General features: G+C 40.0%; 19 protein-coding genes. 12 read left to right on the top strand and 7 right to left on the bottom strand.

All coding sequences use genetic code 11. The features are described 5' to 3' along the window. The 8 genes from BLS59_RS29965 to BLS59_RS29930 form a co-directional block, all read left to right on the top strand. A partial coding sequence (locus BLS59_RS29965) for a hypothetical protein (protein WP_317039804.1) occupies nt 1–599 on the top strand: 599 nt, incomplete at its 5' end. 225 nt (nt 600–824) lie between these two features. Continuing rightward, a complete protein-coding gene (locus BLS59_RS29960; RefSeq protein ID WP_091157422.1) occupies nt 825–1556 on the top strand; it encodes an N-6 DNA methylase in 732 nt (243 codons plus the stop codon). A 66-nt stretch (nt 1557–1622) separates the two neighbouring features. After that, a complete protein-coding gene (locus BLS59_RS29955; protein WP_143014283.1) occupies nt 1623–1916 on the top strand; it encodes a hypothetical protein in 294 nt (97 codons plus the stop codon). A 237-nt stretch (nt 1917–2153) separates the two neighbouring features. Beyond that, complete coding sequence (locus tag BLS59_RS29950; protein WP_091157415.1) at nt 2154–3821, top strand: vitamin K epoxide reductase family protein; 1668 nt, start codon at nt 2154–2156, stop codon at nt 3819–3821. A gap of 21 nt (nt 3822–3842) precedes the next feature. Beyond that, nucleotides 3843–4175: a hypothetical protein gene (locus BLS59_RS29945; RefSeq protein WP_091157413.1), complete on the top strand. Its 333-nt coding sequence runs from the start codon at nt 3843–3845 to the stop codon at nt 4173–4175. Between the two features lie 95 nt (nt 4176–4270). Next, entirely contained in the window at nt 4271–4513 is a 243-nt protein-coding gene (locus tag BLS59_RS29940; protein WP_091157410.1) for a hypothetical protein, read from the top strand. Between the two features lie 501 nt (nt 4514–5014). Beyond that, complete coding sequence (locus BLS59_RS29935; RefSeq protein WP_091157407.1) at nt 5015–7810, top strand: outer membrane beta-barrel protein; 2796 nt, start codon at nt 5015–5017, stop codon at nt 7808–7810. A gap of 7 nt (nt 7811–7817) precedes the next feature. Then, nucleotides 7818–8588 (top strand): GLPGLI family protein, encoded by a 771-nt coding sequence (locus BLS59_RS29930; protein ID WP_091157404.1) that lies wholly within the window; start codon nt 7818–7820, stop codon nt 8586–8588. Nucleotides 8589–8591: 3 nt separating this feature from the next. Here BLS59_RS29930 and BLS59_RS32760 read toward each other — a convergent pair whose 3' ends face one another. Beyond that, complete coding sequence (locus BLS59_RS32760) at nt 8592–8693, bottom strand: cysteine peptidase family C39 domain-containing protein (RefSeq protein WP_091157400.1); 102 nt, start codon at nt 8691–8693, stop codon at nt 8592–8594. 570 nt (nt 8694–9263) lie between these two features. Here BLS59_RS32760 and BLS59_RS29920 point away from each other — a divergent pair. Beyond that, nucleotides 9264–9662 carry a DUF6804 family protein gene (locus tag BLS59_RS29920; protein ID WP_091157397.1) on the top strand — a complete coding sequence of 133 codons (399 nt, stop codon included), beginning with the start codon at nt 9264–9266 and terminating at the stop codon, nt 9660–9662. A gap of 838 nt (nt 9663–10500) precedes the next feature. Here BLS59_RS29920 and BLS59_RS29910 read toward each other — a convergent pair. Beyond that, nucleotides 10501–10785 carry a hypothetical protein gene (locus BLS59_RS29910; RefSeq protein WP_091157394.1) on the bottom strand — a complete coding sequence of 95 codons (285 nt, stop codon included), beginning with the start codon at nt 10783–10785 and terminating at the stop codon, nt 10501–10503. A gap of 128 nt (nt 10786–10913) precedes the next feature. On the opposite strand from BLS59_RS29910, the gene idi reads away from it, so the two are divergent. From idi to BLS59_RS29895, 3 genes are read left to right on the top strand one after another with little or no spacing between them, the layout of a single operon-like run. After that, nucleotides 10914–11462 carry an isopentenyl-diphosphate Delta-isomerase gene (gene idi / locus BLS59_RS29905; protein WP_091157427.1) on the top strand — a complete coding sequence of 183 codons (549 nt, stop codon included), beginning with the start codon at nt 10914–10916 and terminating at the stop codon, nt 11460–11462. Further along, nucleotides 11462–12538 carry an oxygenase MpaB family protein gene (locus BLS59_RS29900; protein ID WP_091157390.1) on the top strand — a complete coding sequence of 359 codons (1077 nt, stop codon included), beginning with the start codon at nt 11462–11464 and terminating at the stop codon, nt 12536–12538. The genes idi and BLS59_RS29900 overlap by 1 nt, the downstream gene beginning before the upstream one ends. Next, nucleotides 12535–13233: a MarR family winged helix-turn-helix transcriptional regulator gene (locus BLS59_RS29895; RefSeq protein WP_091157387.1), complete on the top strand. Its 699-nt coding sequence runs from the start codon at nt 12535–12537 to the stop codon at nt 13231–13233. Before BLS59_RS29900 ends, BLS59_RS29895 begins: the two co-directional genes overlap by 4 nt. A gap of 47 nt (nt 13234–13280) precedes the next feature. Here BLS59_RS29895 and BLS59_RS29890 read toward each other — a convergent pair whose 3' ends face one another. From BLS59_RS29890 to BLS59_RS29870, 5 genes are all read right to left on the bottom strand, one after another. After that, complete coding sequence (locus tag BLS59_RS29890; RefSeq protein ID WP_091157384.1) at nt 13281–14585, bottom strand: paraquat-inducible protein A; 1305 nt, start codon at nt 14583–14585, stop codon at nt 13281–13283. Further along, the gene (locus BLS59_RS29885; protein WP_240315387.1) at nt 14586–15908 is read right to left on the bottom strand and encodes a paraquat-inducible protein A; all 1323 of its coding nucleotides are present in this window, start codon (nt 15906–15908) and stop codon (nt 14586–14588) included. 317 nt (nt 15909–16225) lie between these two features. Beyond that, nucleotides 16226–16798, bottom strand: coding sequence for a DUF1543 domain-containing protein (locus tag BLS59_RS29880; protein ID WP_091157379.1), 573 nt, complete (start codon nt 16796–16798; stop codon nt 16226–16228). 62 nt (nt 16799–16860) lie between these two features. Beyond that, nucleotides 16861–17310, bottom strand: coding sequence for a PA2169 family four-helix-bundle protein (locus tag BLS59_RS29875; protein ID WP_091157376.1), 450 nt, complete (start codon nt 17308–17310; stop codon nt 16861–16863). A gap of 41 nt (nt 17311–17351) precedes the next feature. Further along, nucleotides 17352–19064, bottom strand: a complete 1713-nt coding sequence (locus BLS59_RS29870; protein ID WP_091157373.1) for an FAD/NAD(P)-binding protein — start codon at nt 19062–19064, stop codon at nt 17352–17354. Nucleotides 19065–19283 lie beyond the last annotated feature (219 nt).

Raw genomic sequence — 19283 nt, 5'->3', positions numbered from 1 at the left:
GTTATGCTTTCTTAGCATTTGCTGCACTTCTATGCCAGCAAAGAGGTGGTCAATTTTGCCACGGAATAGGGTGTAACATATGCCCGGAACTTCCAGCCTTGGACCTTGACGATACTAAATGGGAAGGCTTGGAAGGTGGTTATAAAGGCACTAAATACAATGCATCTGGAGCATTGAAAAAACTTGAATTAGCAAATGGCAAAGTGGAAATATCGTTCATTTACAAGGAATTATGGGATGAATTGCACCACCAGGGCGATATTGGCTTAGCATCTTATTATGCAGTTCCTCACTTGGTTCGGATAGCCCAAGAAAAGAAATATTTAGACTATAATGTGTTAGGGCTTGTTTCTGTTATTGAGATTCAACGTCATAAGGATAACCCGCCTTTGCCGAAAGCATTATATCCCGCGTACAATGACGCTATAACAAACTTGGGGAAACTAGCTGTGCTCGCAATCAATCAACCCTGGAACTTGGATTTAGCATCTTCTGCTTTAACAGCCATTGCTTTAGCAAAAGGTCAAATAAAATTAGCTAATGCTATACAAAATATGGACAGTGAGGGCGTAATAGACGAGTTTCTCGAATCTTATTAAAAGTACTCAATCTAAGACATTATAAAACGAGAGATGATCAATTCTCCTCACAAAGTTAGCTGATACATCAGCACATAGTTCAACTTCGTTTCAAGGTAGTATTTCGTAATTGGGTATTCCATTGGCATGGAAGCCTTCCACAATTACTCAATCTCCACCTTGTCTTAGTGCCTCTGTTCAGCAGTTCGTTCGTTCGAGAATTCACTCGACATAAAACTTACTGCAATGACAGACATTAAACAACTACTTAAAGAGTTTGAACGATTTGCTTATGGGCAATCCCTACATGGTGCATTTGTTGAACTACTTGATTGGACATTGTTACCTTTTAAGAAATGGGACAGTGCTGAACTGCAAAACTCAGCACTTGAAACTTACCAATCTCACCCCAAAGTTCAACAATTAATTACCCTCGTTACCATCATTGGCGACCTTTCAGAAGGGTTTTGCGATCCACTTGGAGAGTTATATCAACAAGCAATTTCGACCGGCAGAAATGGTCAATACTGGTCACCAGAACACCTATGCGACATGATGGCTATAATGTCTGTTGGTGACAATTCATTGCCAGGACAAACAGTTGCCGATTGTGCTTGCGGTTCAGGTAGAATGCTATTGGCTGCTGCAAAGATTAACCGCCATCTGAAGCTATACGGTGCCGACCTTGACAATACATGTTGTAAAATGACATTGCTCAATATGTTATTCAATTCACTAACTGGTGAAATTGCGCATATGAACTCCCTAAGCAATGACTTCTACACAGGCTACCAAGTCTGTACAGCATTAGTAAATGGTTATCATATTCCTTACTATATTGAGTTTATAGAACCATCACAAAGCCGCATTTGGCTACATGATTTAAAAGGTACAGAGGTCAAACCTAAGTTTGATAAACCATTCGAGCCTGTTAGCGCTTCACACCAAATTAACGGTGTACAGGGAACGCTGTTTTAATCGGTGTTTATACGGGTTGACAGCATGCCGCCTGCTTGTTATATTGCACTCTTAACCCACCGCATTATGAACCTTTTCAATGATGAAGAAATCCTCACAACAACGACAGATGGGAATATCGTCGTATTAACAACCCATCGTATTCGCTCAAGCAACAGCATTCAATGGGGCCTATCAATAATGCTTGAAAAAATTAGTTCGATTCAAGCCATCTACAATAGTTATCCTGTTCTACTTGTACTCGCTGTTATAACGGCGTTGGCTGCTATTATAATGAGAGGCCAGGGTAATGAAGCGGCAATTGTACTTCCAATAGTATTGGCTATCGTTCTCACTATAGGCTATTTTGCAACAAGGTAGCATATTTGCATTGTCGCTTCTGATGGTGGCACTAAATTAGCCTTCGAAACGGCCAGAATGGATAAAGACGTGCTTGTAAAATTTATTGACCAGATCGAGCATGCTAAGAGTAAAAGAGTATCCCAATTGGCATTATAGTTAACTTATTTTTAATATAATAATACTTAACTTCGATAACCTAAGTTTATATGCTATATAAACTATAATTTAATACCTGACAAAAATCTAACCCTTATTATGCAACACTACTTAAGCAGAATTCTTGAGCCCAAAGTAAATGGGCCTGAAACCGCCTCTTTGCTGGTAAATTTATTAAAAGTTAAATTATCTGACAGTACCCTAAAAAAGGAAATTGAGGAACATCCAGAGTATCCAAGTCTTTTAAGTATTAGCGATGTTCTGAACAAGTATGGGATTGATAATTTGGGGATAAAATTTGATAATGAAAAATTCTCTGAAATACCTACTCCGTTTATCACACAAATAAAGCATGAGGTTCGCCCCACAAACTTGTTTACTGTTGTAAAGGAAAACGGCGATAATGTTGTTTTTTTTGATCCCGAAAAAAAACGGTGGAATAAGCTCAATAAAAATGCCTTTTTGAAAAGGTGTTCAGGAATAGCATTACTGGCCGAAGCAAATGACAACGCTGGAGAAAAAGATTATAAAATTAAAATCAAAGAGGAAAGACAGAAGCGTGCAACTCAATATTTTTCTGTAGGCGGTGTCCCAGCGCTTTTTATTATAGTTTGCCTTGCAGGTTTTATGCAAAGTGGGATAAGTGCATTACTTCCATTTATCTTTTCTTTATTAACTCTTGCCGGATGTCTTTCTGGCGTTTTATTGCTATGGTATGAATTAGATCAATATAATCCTTTAATACGTAAAATTTGCAGTGCTGGCAAAAAGACAAACTGTAGTGCTGTATTACATTCAAAGGCGTCAAAAATAGCAGGTATCAGCTGGAGTGTTATCGGTTTCACCTATTTTGCTGGTATGCTATTACTATTGTTATTTTCAGGTTTAACTAACTTATCCGTTTTATCCGTTTTGTCTTGGATAAATGTACTGGCGTTACCTTATACTATTTTCTCTATTTATTATCAATGGCGCATTGCAAAACAATGGTGCATATTATGCTTAAGTGTTCAAACACTGTTAGTTTTACAAGCGGTAATAGCTTTTACAGGCGGCTGGCATAATGTTGTATCTTTTAACTCAATTGATGTTGGACTGATTGCGAAAGTTATCGTTTCATTTTCCGTTCCATTCATTATAGCAATAGTTTTATTACCAGCCTTGCAAAAGGCAAAACTGGGTAACCGTTTTAGCAATGAGCTTCAAAGGTTAAAGCATAATGCCCAAATTTTTAGTGCATTGCTGGAAAAACAAAGGCCTGTGATTACAGATCCTTCGGGTTTGGGAATAACTTTAGGTAACCCTGATGCAGCTTATAAAATAATTAAAGTCTGTAGTCCCTATTGCGGTCCTTGTGCCGAGGCTCATAAACCAATGGAGGCTCTGCTTCATCATAACTCCAATATACAATTACAAATATTGTATGCAACTGGCAGCGATGAAGACAATATACTAAAACCACCAGTAAAGCATTTTTTGGCTATTGCAGAAAACAATAACGAGGAAATTATAAAACAAGCATTGGGTGATTGGTACGAAACTAAGGAAAAAGACTACGATATGTTTGCTGTTAAATATCCAATGAATGGCGAACTAAAAAAGCAGGACGTAAAAATGGAGGCGATGAGAAACTGGTGTACAAAAAATGAGATTTCTTACACGCCAACTATCTACATATCAATGCCCCACGATTCTGGTGAAGTGAAATATTATGAAATGCCGGGAGTGTATTCTTTTGACGATCTTAATTACTTTTTCCGGGCTTAATGATAAATATAAATCTCCTTTATGGCACTTTTAAAACATATAAAACGACTAAAATATATAGATTATATAATAAAAAGAAAAGCTACCGGCGATCTTGAACATTTTGCAGAAAAGAATGGCTTGTCTAAAAGAGCTATGACGGATGTTTTAAGTGAGATGAAGGAACTTGGTTTTCCAATTAAATATGATAGATCGAGAAACACCTATTACTATGATGAAGCGGGTGAAATGGTTAAAAATTTGTTTATAAAAGATGGTCAGATATTATCGAAAGAACAAATATCAAAAATAGGCCTTGCCGAAAACCTGTGCTTTTCTGAAGTAACTATTTTTGAAGTGTGTGAAAATATATAATATATTTATATACAAAAAGATTCATGGCAAATATACTGCCATCAACAAATTTATCTTTAGCATAATAATTTATTATAATAAAAAAAACTAAAGAAATGAAAAAATTAAAACTGACAGCATTATCACTCGGTGCTAAAGAAACGCTTACCAGAGAACAATTGAAAAATGTATTTGGTGGAACAGGAGCTGACGATCCTATAGAAAAACCAATATGTAGTGGTACCTATCCAAATTGTGGTACAGAAGCTTGCACAATAAAAGCAACCGGTGCAAAAGGCAAGTGCGGAACATCTGCCGCATCGCAAAAATGTGTTTGTGCTGCTGTTGGTAATCCGTAATTGTTGCTTTTTTACTTTAGTATACCTATTTATTAGGTATACTAAGGCTTTACCAGGCATGTAGGCAAACTTGTCTTTATAAATAAAAATGATTTCAAAAAAAGCCAAGCGAGGATTTTTTTGTCGTTTATATCAGGTAATACTAAAAAACGAAAGATTTCGGTTGGCCTGTTCTGCTATTAGCCGAATTCGTTCATGTCAATAAAATCATTTTCAGCTCAAGCCGAAAATGATTGATACTCTATAAGTCCATAGAAGGGAGCCTTAAAATGGTGTAGCGAGTTGCCGACATTATCTTCACTGTCTAATAAAAAAGAAGATGGCTTCAAAAAACATTATCCGGTTCGTTTTAATGATGTTGACTAAAATCGCAGTAATTAAAAATCACGCTACCGATAGATAATCAATCAAATTCTCTTAAGTCAATTGAATTTTTTTAAAAAATATTCACATTAGGTTTTCAATACTTTTATATATTTTAGTTACTACAAAACCTAACCTATGAAAATTGTTCTGTACTTAATTGCATTACTTGTGCTGTTCTGCTGCCCGGCACACGCACAAAGCAATTATTCGATCAAAGGTTTGGCGATTGACACGGCAGAAAAGAAAAACCTGCTACACACTACCATCATGGTGCTCAATGCCCGTGATTCAATTTTGCGTAAATTCACCCGGGCAAAAACCGACGGCTCATTCACCGTGAACAACCTGGTGGCCGGTAAATTTATATTGGTGCTATCGTATCCCGGTTATGCCGATTATTCAGAAAACTTTACACTCGACGACAAAAACCAACAGCATGATTTTGGCAGCATCCAAATGACGCTTACAACGCATTTATTGCAAGACGTTATCATTAAAGCTAAGGTAGCTCCTATCAAAATAAAGGGAGATACAACTGAGTTTAACGCCAGGGCCTATGTGATACAACCAAATGACAAAGTAGAGGACCTGATCAAGCAGTTTCCCGGCATCAGGGTAGATAGGTTTGGCCAAATCACGGCCCAGGGGCAGCGGGTTGGAAAGGTGCTTTTGGATGGCGAGGAGTTTTTTGGCGACGACCCTACCTTAGTCACCAAAAACATCCGGGCAGATATGGTTGACAAAGTACAGCTTTACGATAAAAAAAGTGATCAGGCCGCGTTCACCGGCATTGACGACGGCAAAACCACCAAAACACTCAACATTAAATTAAAAGAGGATAAAAAATCCGGTTCATTCGGTAAGGTTAATGGAGGCTTGGGCAACAACGATTATTACACAGGGCAGTTGATGTACAACAAATTTAAAGACAAGGAGAAGATAGCTATATATGGTATCGGCTCAAACACCGGCACTACCGGCCTTAATGAAGATGACACTGAAAAATTTGCCGAAAGTGAAACTGCCCAGGTAACAGACGATGGCGGTATCTATTTTAACACCGGCACAAATGATATGGAGTACAATGGCCGTGGCCTGCCCAAGGCACTTGCCGCCGGCGCACATTATGATAATAAATGGGACAACAAGAAATATGCAGTAAATGGCAACTATAAAATAGGCGGGTTAAACATTGATGGCACTCAGACTACCGTAACGCAAAATAACCTGCCCGGCAGAGTAATCAATAGCACCAGCGAGCAACTGGACCATAATTCTACCTTTCATCAAAAATTGGATGCAACGGTAACTATGGCTATTGATACCACATCTGACATAAAAATTGCTTTAGACGGGATTTATAAAAACAACAAGATCAACACTACCACAGCCGATACCAGCCGCCGCGGCGATAATACCTTGTTAAACCTTAACAACACCAGCAACATCAATACTGTTGATGATCATAAATTTAACGCCAGCGTTTTTTATACTAAAAAGCTAAAGAAAAATCGTCGTACAATATCGGTATTGATAAGTGGATCGGCCGACGACAATACTGGTTTTGGTTTCTTGAAATCAAACCTCAATTACTTTGACAATGCCGGCGATTTAAACACGGCCGAACAAATAGATCAACAGAAAACCAAGGATAACAAACTCAGGAGATTAGTGACAAATATCACCTATACTGAGCCCATTAGCAAAGCCTTGGCTGTAGTATTCAACTACGGCTTTAAGATTGATCACTCCAGTTCAGATCAGCGTTCTTACGGCCGCCCTATCTCAGACGGACACTACACTGTGCAGATAGATTCGTTAAGCAACTTTTTTAAGCTTAACCAATTTTCAAATCGGGCCGGCGCAATTTTCTATTATAATAAAGGCAAAACAAGGGCTGATTTGGGTACAAGATTTTCAGATGTTTCGTTCAGCCAGATAAACATTTTTACAGGAAATCAACTGAAAAGAACATTTATCAATTGGTCGCCACAGGCGAATTTAACTTATGATTTTACATCTCGCCAATATATTTTGTTAGCTTTTGGCGGAAAAACAATACAACCTAATATTAATCAAATACAACCGGTAAGAGATAATACCAATCCGTTGTACGTTACGTTGGGTAACCCCAACCTTACCCCCTCCTTCTTAAATTATGTGGGTTTAATATATAACTCCTTTCAAATCATAGGCGAACAAAGTATTCGCATATCTGCTAAATACAACTTTACTAACAACCCTATAGTAAGCAATATATCAACTGATTCAATTGGCAAAACTACTGTTCAATATTTTAACCTAAGCAATAGGTCGCCACACAACTGGAAGATAAATGCTGAGTATTTTCGCCAAATACCTGTTGCGGATATCACCGGCGGTTTAGACTTTAATTTAAACAGCGGTACCAGCTACAACATGGTAAAAAATGGCGTAACCAATATTACTGAGTTAAACACAACCAATAATATTATTTATGGCGCCAACCTTTATTTGCGCAAGAGTGTCCAGAATAAATTTGATGCTTCTGTTTCATTCGGCCCGCAGTACATAATTAATCAAAGCTCATTGCAAACCTTATATAATAGTAACGGCGGTGGCTTCAATGGTGATGGGGCGCTATCCTTATACCTGCCACATGATTTCCAGCTAAGTTCCACCGTTAATTATACCTATACCGCCAAAACCCAGGCATTACCAGAAGGTTTCAGGCGCACGCTTTGGAACGCGTCCATTAGTAAATCATTCCTTAAAGAAAAAAGCCTGGCTGTTACCGGCGCTATAAATGACATCCTGAACCAAAATAAAGGCTTTACCAGGAATGCTGCCGGCGGTATCATTTCCGAAGAACGATATTCCACTATTAAAAGATATTTCATGCTATCGATATCCTACGATTTTTCAAGAATGGGTAAAGGTGGTACTAAATAAGCAACCAATGAAAAAACTGACAATCACCATTTGTTGCATTCTTATACTGGCCGGTAACTGCCTTGCGCAAGAAACACGTTTTACCCCATCTGGCATTATTGAATTTGAAAAAAAATCAAATATGTATGCCATATTTAGCAAGCAGATCAACAAGGATAATAAGTCATGGATGGAAAACGAATTAGACAATTATAAAAAATCAAATCCCCAGTTTAAGGTGTCAAAAAGCATACTCAAATTTGGCAATAACAAAACATTGTTCACGCCGGTTGAAGAAGAACGAATATCCATCGGCTACTTTGAAACCGAGATTGTTAATCAGAATTCTGTTATCTATACAGACTTTAATTCCGAAATGAGTATTGCTCAAAAATCGATTTTTGAACAAACATTTTTATTGAAAGATAGCACGCGAAAAATTAACTGGAAAATAACCGACGAAACCCGCGATATAGCTGGGTATTCCTGTCGCAGGGCCAACGCAATAATCATGGATTCGGTATATGTGGTAGCTTTTTTCACCAATAAGATCCTGGTCACAGGCGGTCCGGAATCATTTACAGGTTTACCGGGTATGATATTGGGGGTAGCGTTGCCGCACGAAAATATATCCTGGTTTGCCACCAAAATTACTGACATCGCAGTTCCTGAAAATGCTATAACGCCCCCTAAAAAGGGCAAACCCGTGGATAATAAGTCGTTTAAAGAAACGCTGGACAAAACGCTGAAAGAGTGGGGCGCACACGGGCTATTTTATCTCAAAGCATTTCAATTATAATATTCAAATATTTCTGAAACCGGTTTTCTGTCTTAAGGTACCAGCGTTATAATGTCTACCATAATTTTTGGCAACCATACGCAAACAGGTGGGGCCACAATCCATTTCGTTTAGTTTAGGATTTAGAATGATAAGCGTAAAAATAATAGAGTTTTAATAAATCTGTATGTTTTTTTAGTGCTTTTTCAATAAATAACCTGAAAGTACTACTTGTTAAAAAATACAGATTGTTAATTCAATCTTCTTGAGATGCTCTACTTGACATAAGCCATTATCCTTCTAAGTTACAGAAATCCGACTTGTTGTTTATATGATGACGCTCTTATAAGATTTATAAAAAAACAGGAAAACAATCATTGAGATGTTTACCTTTTAAAGACAGTAGACAGAAATGGAACCCAAAGCTCCCTCAACCAATTCTCATTTCCTATTTTTATTACAATCTTATCTTTATAAGCGAAGTTACAAAAACTCTTAAAAAATAGGAAATAGCAATTGAAGGCCTATATTTTAGATACAGTGGCATCACAGCCAATTATCAATTCTACCTTAACATTCAGTCATTATTTTCATTTGCTACAATTGATATTAAGGGTGTTAAAAACCCTCTTTTATGAAAAAGTGTAGCATATTCGTAAAGGAAATTTTCTATTTTTAAATCATAATAAGTTAGAAATGATAATTCATCCTGAAGATTCTCAAAAGATCAGACTCGTCGTAGCCTTTCCTCTTTTAATAACATCACTTCAGACAATTCTAAATGACGTTTATGCGAATTATATAATCCTTAATATCGCAGTATTTCTATTGTCAATTATTTCAACGTTTAACTCCATAAATAAAAGCGTTGCATTTGATAAGAGAGGAATTAATATCACAGATAGTTATTATTTGGTCGATAATGCCGGATACCTAACTGTACTATACGCAATTGTTGCAATTCTATATAATCCATTCCATCATTTCAGATTCCAATACGAAACATGGGCCATAATTGGACTCACTGCATCATTACTCTTTAGCTTGCCTTACTTAATACAAAAAGCAAAAGAAAAGGAAATAGAGGGTAAGTAATAATTATTCAGCAAAGTTAGGCGTGAGGTTAAACACAAGGCAAGGAATTTCCGGCATAAACACAACCCTTGCTATTACCCTTCATTTATTCCGTTCCTCCTTGCATTTAGTTCAATCCATAAACCTGTAGATGCTCCATAATTATTTATTCACTAAAACATACAGATTATGAAAGACACTACTTAAGACAATTGCGTAAACAAAAGATATAGCTTAGATTAGCTAAACAGTTCAATAATTTATTTACAAGGTTGTTCGTTTGCACATAGTTTGCACAGATAGCTGATAAAACATTAAAAATAGGCTTTAGTTGTATGATAGAGCAATAAACGCTCCTATCTCTTAATCAGTGGGTCGAGGGTTCGAACCCCTCCCGGGTCACTTAAGGAGACAGCATATATTTGTTGGCTCCTTTTTTTATGCACATAAAAATTTGTTAATCAGACAATTATAACCTTTTCTAAAATAGTTCGATTTTGGCACAGAAATTCCTGAACCGTTTGGGCTTAACGGTTTAAAAAGTGGGATAGATATACTATTAGCGAACTTTTTTGTAGTTCGATTTCTCCTTAAGGTTCATGCTCTCTATGCCACCTTTATATTGATAGTTCTTTGCGATCAAATAAAGGAAATTCAATATCTCAGTCCCTTCATTATCGTCAACTTGAATGCCATTTTTCGCCAATAAATTTATCGAGCGTTTAACGGATATCTTTTTCTCTACGAAGCTCATTCTTGTATATTTTGAATTGTTCTACTGATCTTTAGATCATAAAACAAAACAGCCACGCTACGCGGTATGGAACGTAACCTGGCTGTTAAAGGACTGAAATCCTGCTTAATTGAGCGGAACACTTTCTACCAGCACATCCCAATGCGCTACAACCAGTTCCCAGCGCTGCTGTTCTTCTTTCTTGTAAGCGACCTGATCCGGGAACAGCTCTTTTTTGAAAGGCTCGACAATGCTATAATCCAATGCCAGGTGTGCATTCTTGAACACCAGCACAACTTTATAGTCCCACCTGCTCTCTTCGCTACTGTGCAGTGTAGGTGACTGGGCCTCTATACTGACCACGTCACCCTTTTCTTTAAGCTTTTTTACACAGTTTCCCCAAAACGACATCAATTCATTTCACTCATGAACATTTAAAACAATTTGGTAAAATACCATATTGTATCATATATTTACATATAGTACAATATGGTACTATATGTAACTATTTGTTTGGCGATAATGATAATAACGAATACATGGAGATAAATGAACACGTGATCTTGGTAGACGAATCTGATCAAATAGTCGGTACCATGGAAAAAATGGAGGCGCATGTAAAGGGCAAATTGCATCGTGCATTATCTGTTTTTATTTTCAATTCGAGGGGTGAATTGTTATTGCAGCAAAGAGCCCCGGAAAAATATCACTCCGGCGGCAAATGGACCAACACCTGCTGTAGTCACCCCCGGCCGGGCGAGGATACTTTTGCAGCCGCAAACCGAAGACTGCCTGAGGAAATGGGGCTTCACTGTTCTTTAACTTTTGCTTTCAGTTTTACGTATTGCAAAACGGTACAAAAAGGGATCATTGAGTACGAATATGATCATGTTTATTTTGGCACGACCGATGTTTTGCCCTCACCTAACGCTGCAGAAGCCGCTGCTTTCAGGTATCTGGATCTGGGCACGCTGGAAGTAGATCTTGAAAATAATCCCGATCATTACACGGAATGGTTAAAGATTTGTTTTACCCAGGTAAAAAGCAGTTACAGGCAATACTCTAATCAATTAAATTTAGCCCGTTAATGATAAAAGACCACAAGATTTATGATAACGCGTTTTTAAATCTCAAAAGACTTTCGGGGGACCCACCGGCTGATAGATTTATAGCGCACGTTTTTGAAAATGCGGATAGAAAACTGCAATTGCAACAATGGATCAGTAGCTCAGACGCCGACAGCAGCTTAACGTTTTTACAAAAAGCCTACCCTGAGTTTGCATTTATCAGTAAAGCGCAGGAACTACCGTTATGGGCGAAGCCCCGGTTAATGAAAGCTGGTGCCGCGTTCTTTGCCAGGCACGCAGAAGTGATCATGAGTTTGCTGGGCCTCTTATCTCTTCCGTATTGTTATACTGCCGCAAATGGCGCTATGGTTTTATACCTCTCCGAACTGATCCGCAAACAAACCACAAAACGGTTATATGATACAGCGGTATTCGTGTGGGAAGTAATGGCACCAGATGCTTTCGAACAGGAAGGGAATGCTTATGAAGTGGTCTTAAAAGTACGCGTTATGCATGCTGCGGTTCGGTACTATACCCTACAAAGCGGTAAATGGGACGACTCCTGGGGCGTGCCTGTTAACCAGGAGGACATGGCCGGCACCAACCTCTCCTTCTCACTGATCGTGATCCGCGGCCTCCGGCTGTTGGGCTTTAACGTTAGCCAGGCAGATCAGGCCGCGTTTATCCATCATTGGGCGGTTATTGGCTATTTGATGGGGCTGGACGAAGACCTGATCCCCGGAAACTCAAAAATGGCCCAGCAGTTAGATTCAGCTATCAAACGTCGTCACTTCCGCAGCTCTATCCACGGGCAAGAGCTGACAACATCCCTTACCAAACACATTCTGGCGATCAACAAAAGCAAGGCTACCGGCAAAGATATATTGGGCTTAATGCGTCATTTGCTTGGAAGCGAAATTGCTGACATGCTGGCTATCGAAGCGCCCGATCTGTCCGTTTACAAACTTACTTTGATCAGGACATTAAACCTGCTAAAAAGTTTTAAACCCAGGAATGATACCCGTACTTTGCACAGGGAAGCATACGCCACTTTTAAAATGCGAAACCCTGACCGCGTTAAAAGCAAAAAAACATGAAATCATACCAACTTATTCATCAGCTAATAAACCTCGTGGAGCAATTAGAAGAAGAAACTCCGGGACAGGAGGTTTCCATCCAGGATTTTACGGGTTTCCTGCTGAATAAAGTTGGTGACACAACCTTGAACCATGTTAACAGTGAAGTAAGGTTTGGAGATCACGATCGTGCTGCGTTGGACATTGCTTATCAACTCGACAACAATATCGGCCGGTTATTCGTGTTTATGAGCCGCTACGCAAAGTTCTATATTAAAAAGGCGCTGGACGGTACCCTATTGCAAACTGCAGAAGATTTTACAGCCCTTGCCATTTTGCTTACCCATGACCACTTATCAAAAACCGAACTGATCAGTCACAATTTACAGGAGAAAACATCGGGCACGGAAGTGATCAGGCGCCTGATCAGCGCGAAACTCGTAAGACAATGGGACGATTTGAAGGATAAAAGGAGCAAACATATAGCCATCACTGATGAAGGCAAAACATTACTTTACCAGGTATTTGCAGACATGAACAATGTAAGTAAAATGATCACCGGTAAATTAACTACTGCTGAAAAATTCACTTTGCAGTACCTGTTACAAAAGCTGGAAAACTTTCACTTGGAACATTACGAAAAGAAAACGATTACCAATAAGGCAGAGCTTAAAAGCTTTATTGCAGAAAAACACGTTGAAAGTGACCGAAATTAGCATTATAGATGCAGCGTAACAGATCGTAATATCAAAATGGCCTGTGGTCAATCACCTTTCATTTTCCGATCCTTTGCATCAATACGTTTTAAGATATAAGATAGCAGAAAAGAAAAAAGCACATAAGCCGTAAAGATAAAATAACCCGGCTGAAGCGATGTACCGTTTACAGTTACAACGTTGAGCGAGTCGTTATGGATATTCAGATTCGACAATTGGCTTTTCAGGATACCGTTAAGGCCGATATAGGTCATGAGCATACCCACGATCATCACGTCGGCCATATCCCATTTATGCAGTTCAAAAGTAAGGTAATGCAGCGCTTTATTATTGGCTGTAAGCTTTGGGTTTAACACGTGTATGCCTTTGGCCACCAGCCGCACCAGGGGCAATAATAAGATGAACAGGCAGATCAGAATGCCTACGATTATGGCGTCGGGCTTGGGCTGGCCTATGAGGGTTTCCACAATACCCAATATGCTCTTGCTTTGATAAAACAATACCTGGTTCTGAAACTGTACTTTTTCTCCCAGCAACAGCAAATCCAGCGACTGGATGCGGGCATCTACCTCTATCACCGGCACCAGGCTACCCACTGCTAACAACACCAAAGCAAAAAGTAAGGCAAAAACGAACAGGGCTGTCTGCAGGTGTACCTGCTTGCGTAAGGCCAGCCAAAGCAGCAGTGCTGCCAGCACAAAACCAAGCAAGGCGGTGGTGCATTGTTGGGTTGCCTTTTTAATCTCCGCCAGGCGCTCGTTAATGCGGTTGTTGAAGGTGATGGGATCGGATACTTTGTATTTCTTATAAACATATTTGGTTACCGTGTAATTGGACACGCTTGTGCTGTCATAGATCTGCTTGGTTAACTGGCCGATCTTACTGCCTGCAATGCTTTTTAAGCGTTCCTGACTTTCCGGGCTGCTTACTTTTGCTACAATAGTTTTGGCAAAGGGTTTAACCTGGGCTTGTATCTCCGCCGAATCAACCAGGGTATTAAATGCCAGCTTTTTCAATTTGTTACCCAGGCCTTTTTTTGGTTGGTTAATTTCGGCTATTGTTTTGCTCACCAGCGCATGCAGTTCTTTTTCAACGGTTATTTTCAACTCTTTTTGCTGCTGCGGCGTAATATGATAGCCCTCCACCTGGTGGTTCATCACTTCGCTGATCCGGTCGCGCCATTGGTCAATAGAAAACAGGCCGAAGGTAACGCTGTTGGAAAGGCTGTAGTCTTCTTTTACCTGTTCACGTTCGGCAGAAAGCTTTTGCAGGCGGTAGCCTGAAAAGGCCGCGCCGGCCAGTAATATGCTCAGCCCGATGAGTAAAATAATATGGAATACTGTATGTTTCATTTAATGGGCGTCATGTGGGGTGATGTACTTTAAGATGGTAGAGAGGATAAGCCCATATAACACAAAACTGATGAATATAATATAACCAGGCTGCAGGGCTGTATTATTAGTGGTTATGAGCGTCAGGTCATTGCCACGGATGTTTAACATGGCAAGCTGGCTGTCCAGAAGGCCGTTTAGGCCAATATAGGTCATCAGGATGGCGATCACGATTACATCTGCCATGCTCCACTTGCCAGATTGGAAAGCAAAATATTTAATGATCCTGTTTTCGGCCAGCTTGCGTTTACTTAACAAATGGATCCCGGTAGAACTCAGTTTCATCACCGGGAACAGGATGCTGAAACAGAGGATCAGGACGCCTACTGCGATGGAATCGATGGCTGGTTGTTTGATCAGTACTTCCACCACGCCAAGGATGCTTTTGCTTTCGTAAAAAAGCACCTGATCTTTAAACATTACATGCTCACCCAGTAGTACAAAATCAAGTGTTTTAATACGGCAATCCACCTCTATCATAGAAGCGCTGAGGCCAACAGCCAGCAGGATGAAGGCGAAGAGCAATGACATAATGAACAGCGTGCCGTGCAGCTCAACCCTTTTGCGCATAAACCACCATAAAGCTAATACCACCAGGATACAGCCCAGCATGCCAAAACAATACTTGTACATTTCCACCCTTATCTGCTGCAAAAGCTTGTCCAGTTGTTGATTAAGCTGTTCGGTAGAATTTACATGATATTTGCGGTACATACTTTCAAAAAGCGCGTGATTAGCGTTGAGGGTGCTGTCCATACTACCGCTATGTTGCATGTCGTTAAACTTAGTGATGGCCAGATCACTAAGCTTGGATTTTTGATCCGGGTTATCCGCTTTGGCAATAATGGAACGGGCAAAAGCCGGCACCTGCGCTCTGATCTTATCTGTTTTTACAAAAGTTTTCACCACCAGCTTACGGATCTTGCCGGCCAGGCTTTGCGGTTTTTTGTCCACCATAGCCTCCGCTTTATCAACCAGCGCATTTAATACTTCTTCTACTTCTGTTTGCAACTCCTTTTTTTGTGTTGCGCTGAGTTTAAAATGTTTTACCTGCCGGTTAATGATGCCGGATACCTGGTTTCTCCAGTTTTCTACGGAGAGCAACCCAAACGATATATTGTTAATGTTAGCGTGATCTGCTTTTATCGTTTCCTGCCGGGCAGATAATTCGCGCAAACGATAGCCGAAGAATCCCTCGGCAGTCAGCAGTAAAGCAAGCCCCAGGATCAGCATTATTTTAGCGGCGGGAAATTCAGATCCCGATGTTGTTGTTTTTGCGGTCAATTGGTTAAAATTTCAGCGTTACTGACATAAAACCGCTATGCATACAAATTGTTTGTCTATGGATGGCACTATACTTAATTAACCTAAGGAAAAACTTATGGGCACGATCAAGACTTTTTTATTGGTGCCGGAACAGCTTTTCTGATAAGCTTTAAAACTTCTGGGCGAAACTATTGCCCGCCATTAGTCATAGTCGGCAACAAGCGCTTGCTTTCCCGGGGTGCCGGCTCATATTAATTTTGATCAAGAGAAGCTGACCTCTTTGCCTCAGTTTTACCCATTGATTCAGGAAGGCATTGGTTTGTTACCGCCATTGTTTATTTGATCTTATCCAGTTTAAAATATCCTAAATGAATTTCATCAGGCATTAGATTTTCTGCCGGGGTGATCAGGATATGGTATTTTTCCTTTTCCCACGGAGCCAGGATATCCTCTATCCGGTATATATCATCTACATCGATACCATACTTTTCATCGATATGAGCGCCCGCGCCTTTAATGGTATTGGTTTTAAAGAATATGGTTCTTTTAGCGTGCTGAACAGCCGCAGCCCGGTCTTGCTGAATGGTTATCAACGTATAATGCTGCTCTTCCAGTTTCCCGGATTGATAGCCACCAAGGTTGATGAAAAATAGTTTTTTTTGTGGAGGCTTGCCTATCTCTTCTTTTAGCACCACCTTTATAGCATACCCTTCTACAGTATTTACCTCACGCCAGCCATCAAGATGAATACTATTGCCGGCTTCTGGCCAAAAGGCTTTAACGGATGGGATAAGTTCTTTTAAATTATTTGCTATCCCAAAAAAATAGTCGTGCTGCTCCACGTTACGCCCCGGCGCCTTGGAGCCTAATAATAACAGGAAAAGTTTGGGCTGTGCTTGTTGTATCATGCTTTTAAAAATTAAAAGAGCCGCCTTGTTAAAGGCAGCTCTCTTTTGTAGGGTTTTAAGGATTATGCCGCGTCGCGCAGGGCTTTTATCCTGTCATGAGCAGCATTAATTTCCTGCGCCTGATCTGTAACAGTTTGCAGTGCTGCAGCAGGCAGTTCTCCTTCTGTTAAAGCGGTTTTGTATGCTTTTTTGATAGCATCTTCACCTCTTTCGGCCTCGGCCAAAATACTTTTACGGTCGCTTCCGCCAAACAGCGATTTTACATCTATCCAGGCGCGGTGTAAATTACCGCTTACGCTGGTTCCTGTTTCGGCTTCGCCGGCGTTGCCTGCCACCAAAGCGGTAAGTTCCTGGCTATTTTTACGGCTTTGTGCCGAATATTCCTGGAACAATGTTTTCAGGTCGACATTTTCGTCTTTAATATCAGCAATAGCTTTTTCAAAACCCGCTACGCGGTCGTTGTTGATCTCAATAAGATCATTTAATACTTCGATGTTTTCTGTAGTTTCCATGGTAGATTGTTTTCGGTAACGTTTGCAAGGAACATGCCAGTTTAGTTTTCAAACATACTTTTAATGATCTTTTCCGATGCTTCCTCGCAAAAATCGAGACCGGAATAATCTGGGTTGTAACCACCTATATAGGGAACGGCCATGATATAAATGCGTTCGTTCAACGCCCCATATTCGTCAACCACCTGGAAGTTGTCGTTAATAGCTATACCGGGCACCTGTAGGTAATAATTGCCAGAATTATCTTGTTTAATCAATTTATTACCTGCCTCCATCATATGTTTCCCCTCATCCGTCGACCTGAATTTAAGACTTGCCGGGCTAATAGTTTTTTTATTTACGAGGCTTTCAAACGGAAAATCCTCAAAGTTTAAATGCGGCTGACCAATACAATCAACATAAGTTTTATAAAACACGGAACGACTTTTACCATCTTTTCCGTAGTAATGATAGGTTGCACCTCCCTCATCCCCGGGTTCCACCCTGCCGTCATCTCCAACTTCCACAATATCCAACAAACCGGCTTCATGAAGGGCCAGCATTTCATCGCAGGAACTTTGCGGAATATAGGCAATAACGATAGAGATGAGCGGGATCAATGTTTTTTGGAGCCGCAGCATATCTTCTGCTGACAGGTGTTTGGCGGGATAATTCATAGCAAAGCTAAGTACACCCAGCATCTCTTTCCAAAATATAGATTTCCTTTGTTTGATGGATTGTTCGGCCTCTGCATATTCTGCTTTCATCAGTTCAAAGGCATCCGCTGCTTCTCGTTCGGCCATCATCATTTCTACAAATTGCTCTATGCTTTTGTCTTTGATCTTTTCGTAAAAACCGGGGTCTTTTTCCTTAAAGATCTCTTTAAAATCTTTTTCAAAAATATAATCGAGCGACAGGTAACCATCGTTGGCTTTAATATGTTCTGCGATTTCATCGGTGCTAAGCAGGGAACTGTTTGACAGGTGCGAATCTTCCAGATGAAACCTCACAGCGGGCAGCATCCCGTTACGTGAGTGCATCATAATGCTAAAGCCCTTGCTCTCCTTATAAAGCTTGTAATGTAGTTTACCCTCTTCATCCTTCTCATAGATACCGTTATAGCGGGATAAAGTGCGAATGGCATCAACAGCGGTAAGCGATGAGCCTCTTATTGCCACGGGATGATTAAGCTGCAATGCGATTTTGAGCGGCGGATAGGGCGAATCGAAATAACCTGTTACTTTTCCCTCACGCCTTTTGGGCCAACGGTGGCCGGTGCATAATACAGCCACGTCAACTTCAAAGGTCTGTTTATCTGCCGCTATTACTTCTATTACTTCCTGTTTGGGATAGTCTTTAATATCCTTTATCTCAAAGCCATAGTGTATCGTAAAATCAATACCTGCTTCTTTTGCCAGTTGCTGCAGCATCCCAAACTCTGCCGAAAGATATTGACCGAACAGGAGGCGAGGTAATACCTTATATTCATTAAAGTTTTCGGGGTTGATATGAAACTTGTTCAGCGTATCCCGTGAAACCGTTCTGATCCAGGCATCCAGCGGCGTTACCAGTTCTGGTATCTCATTTCCGGATACGTTGGTTACGTGTTCATCGTTAGCACCGTCGGCACTGTAGGGCATACCCGAACCCAGTTCCTTGTTTTTTTCAAATACGTGGATCTCTATATCCGTTTTCCCCCAATCAACCAGGCGTTTGAACATAAATAATCCACTGGGGCCACCGCCCAATATTGCTATGCGTGTTTTTGCTTTCAATGTATAAGAGCTAAATATCTGCGGTTTGCAAGATGATTTTTCACAAGCAAAAAGAACGCCATATCACATTATTTACATTTGTTTAAAAGTAGCTTAAAGCCCCGCAGCCAATGCAGACAGTATTTTTCATAGGTTGTCTGTATTACCAATCAAAATTCAGCTATTCTATACAATTATTAATTTTTCAGTTATTTATTTACTTATAATGAAAATACCGTC

It is taken from the genome of Mucilaginibacter pineti, from assembly GCF_900101875.1.
GTDB lineage: Bacteria > Bacteroidota > Bacteroidia > Sphingobacteriales > Sphingobacteriaceae > Mucilaginibacter > Mucilaginibacter pineti.
Note: the sequence above shows the minus strand (reverse complement) of the source record. Positions and strands in the feature narration are given on the sequence as shown.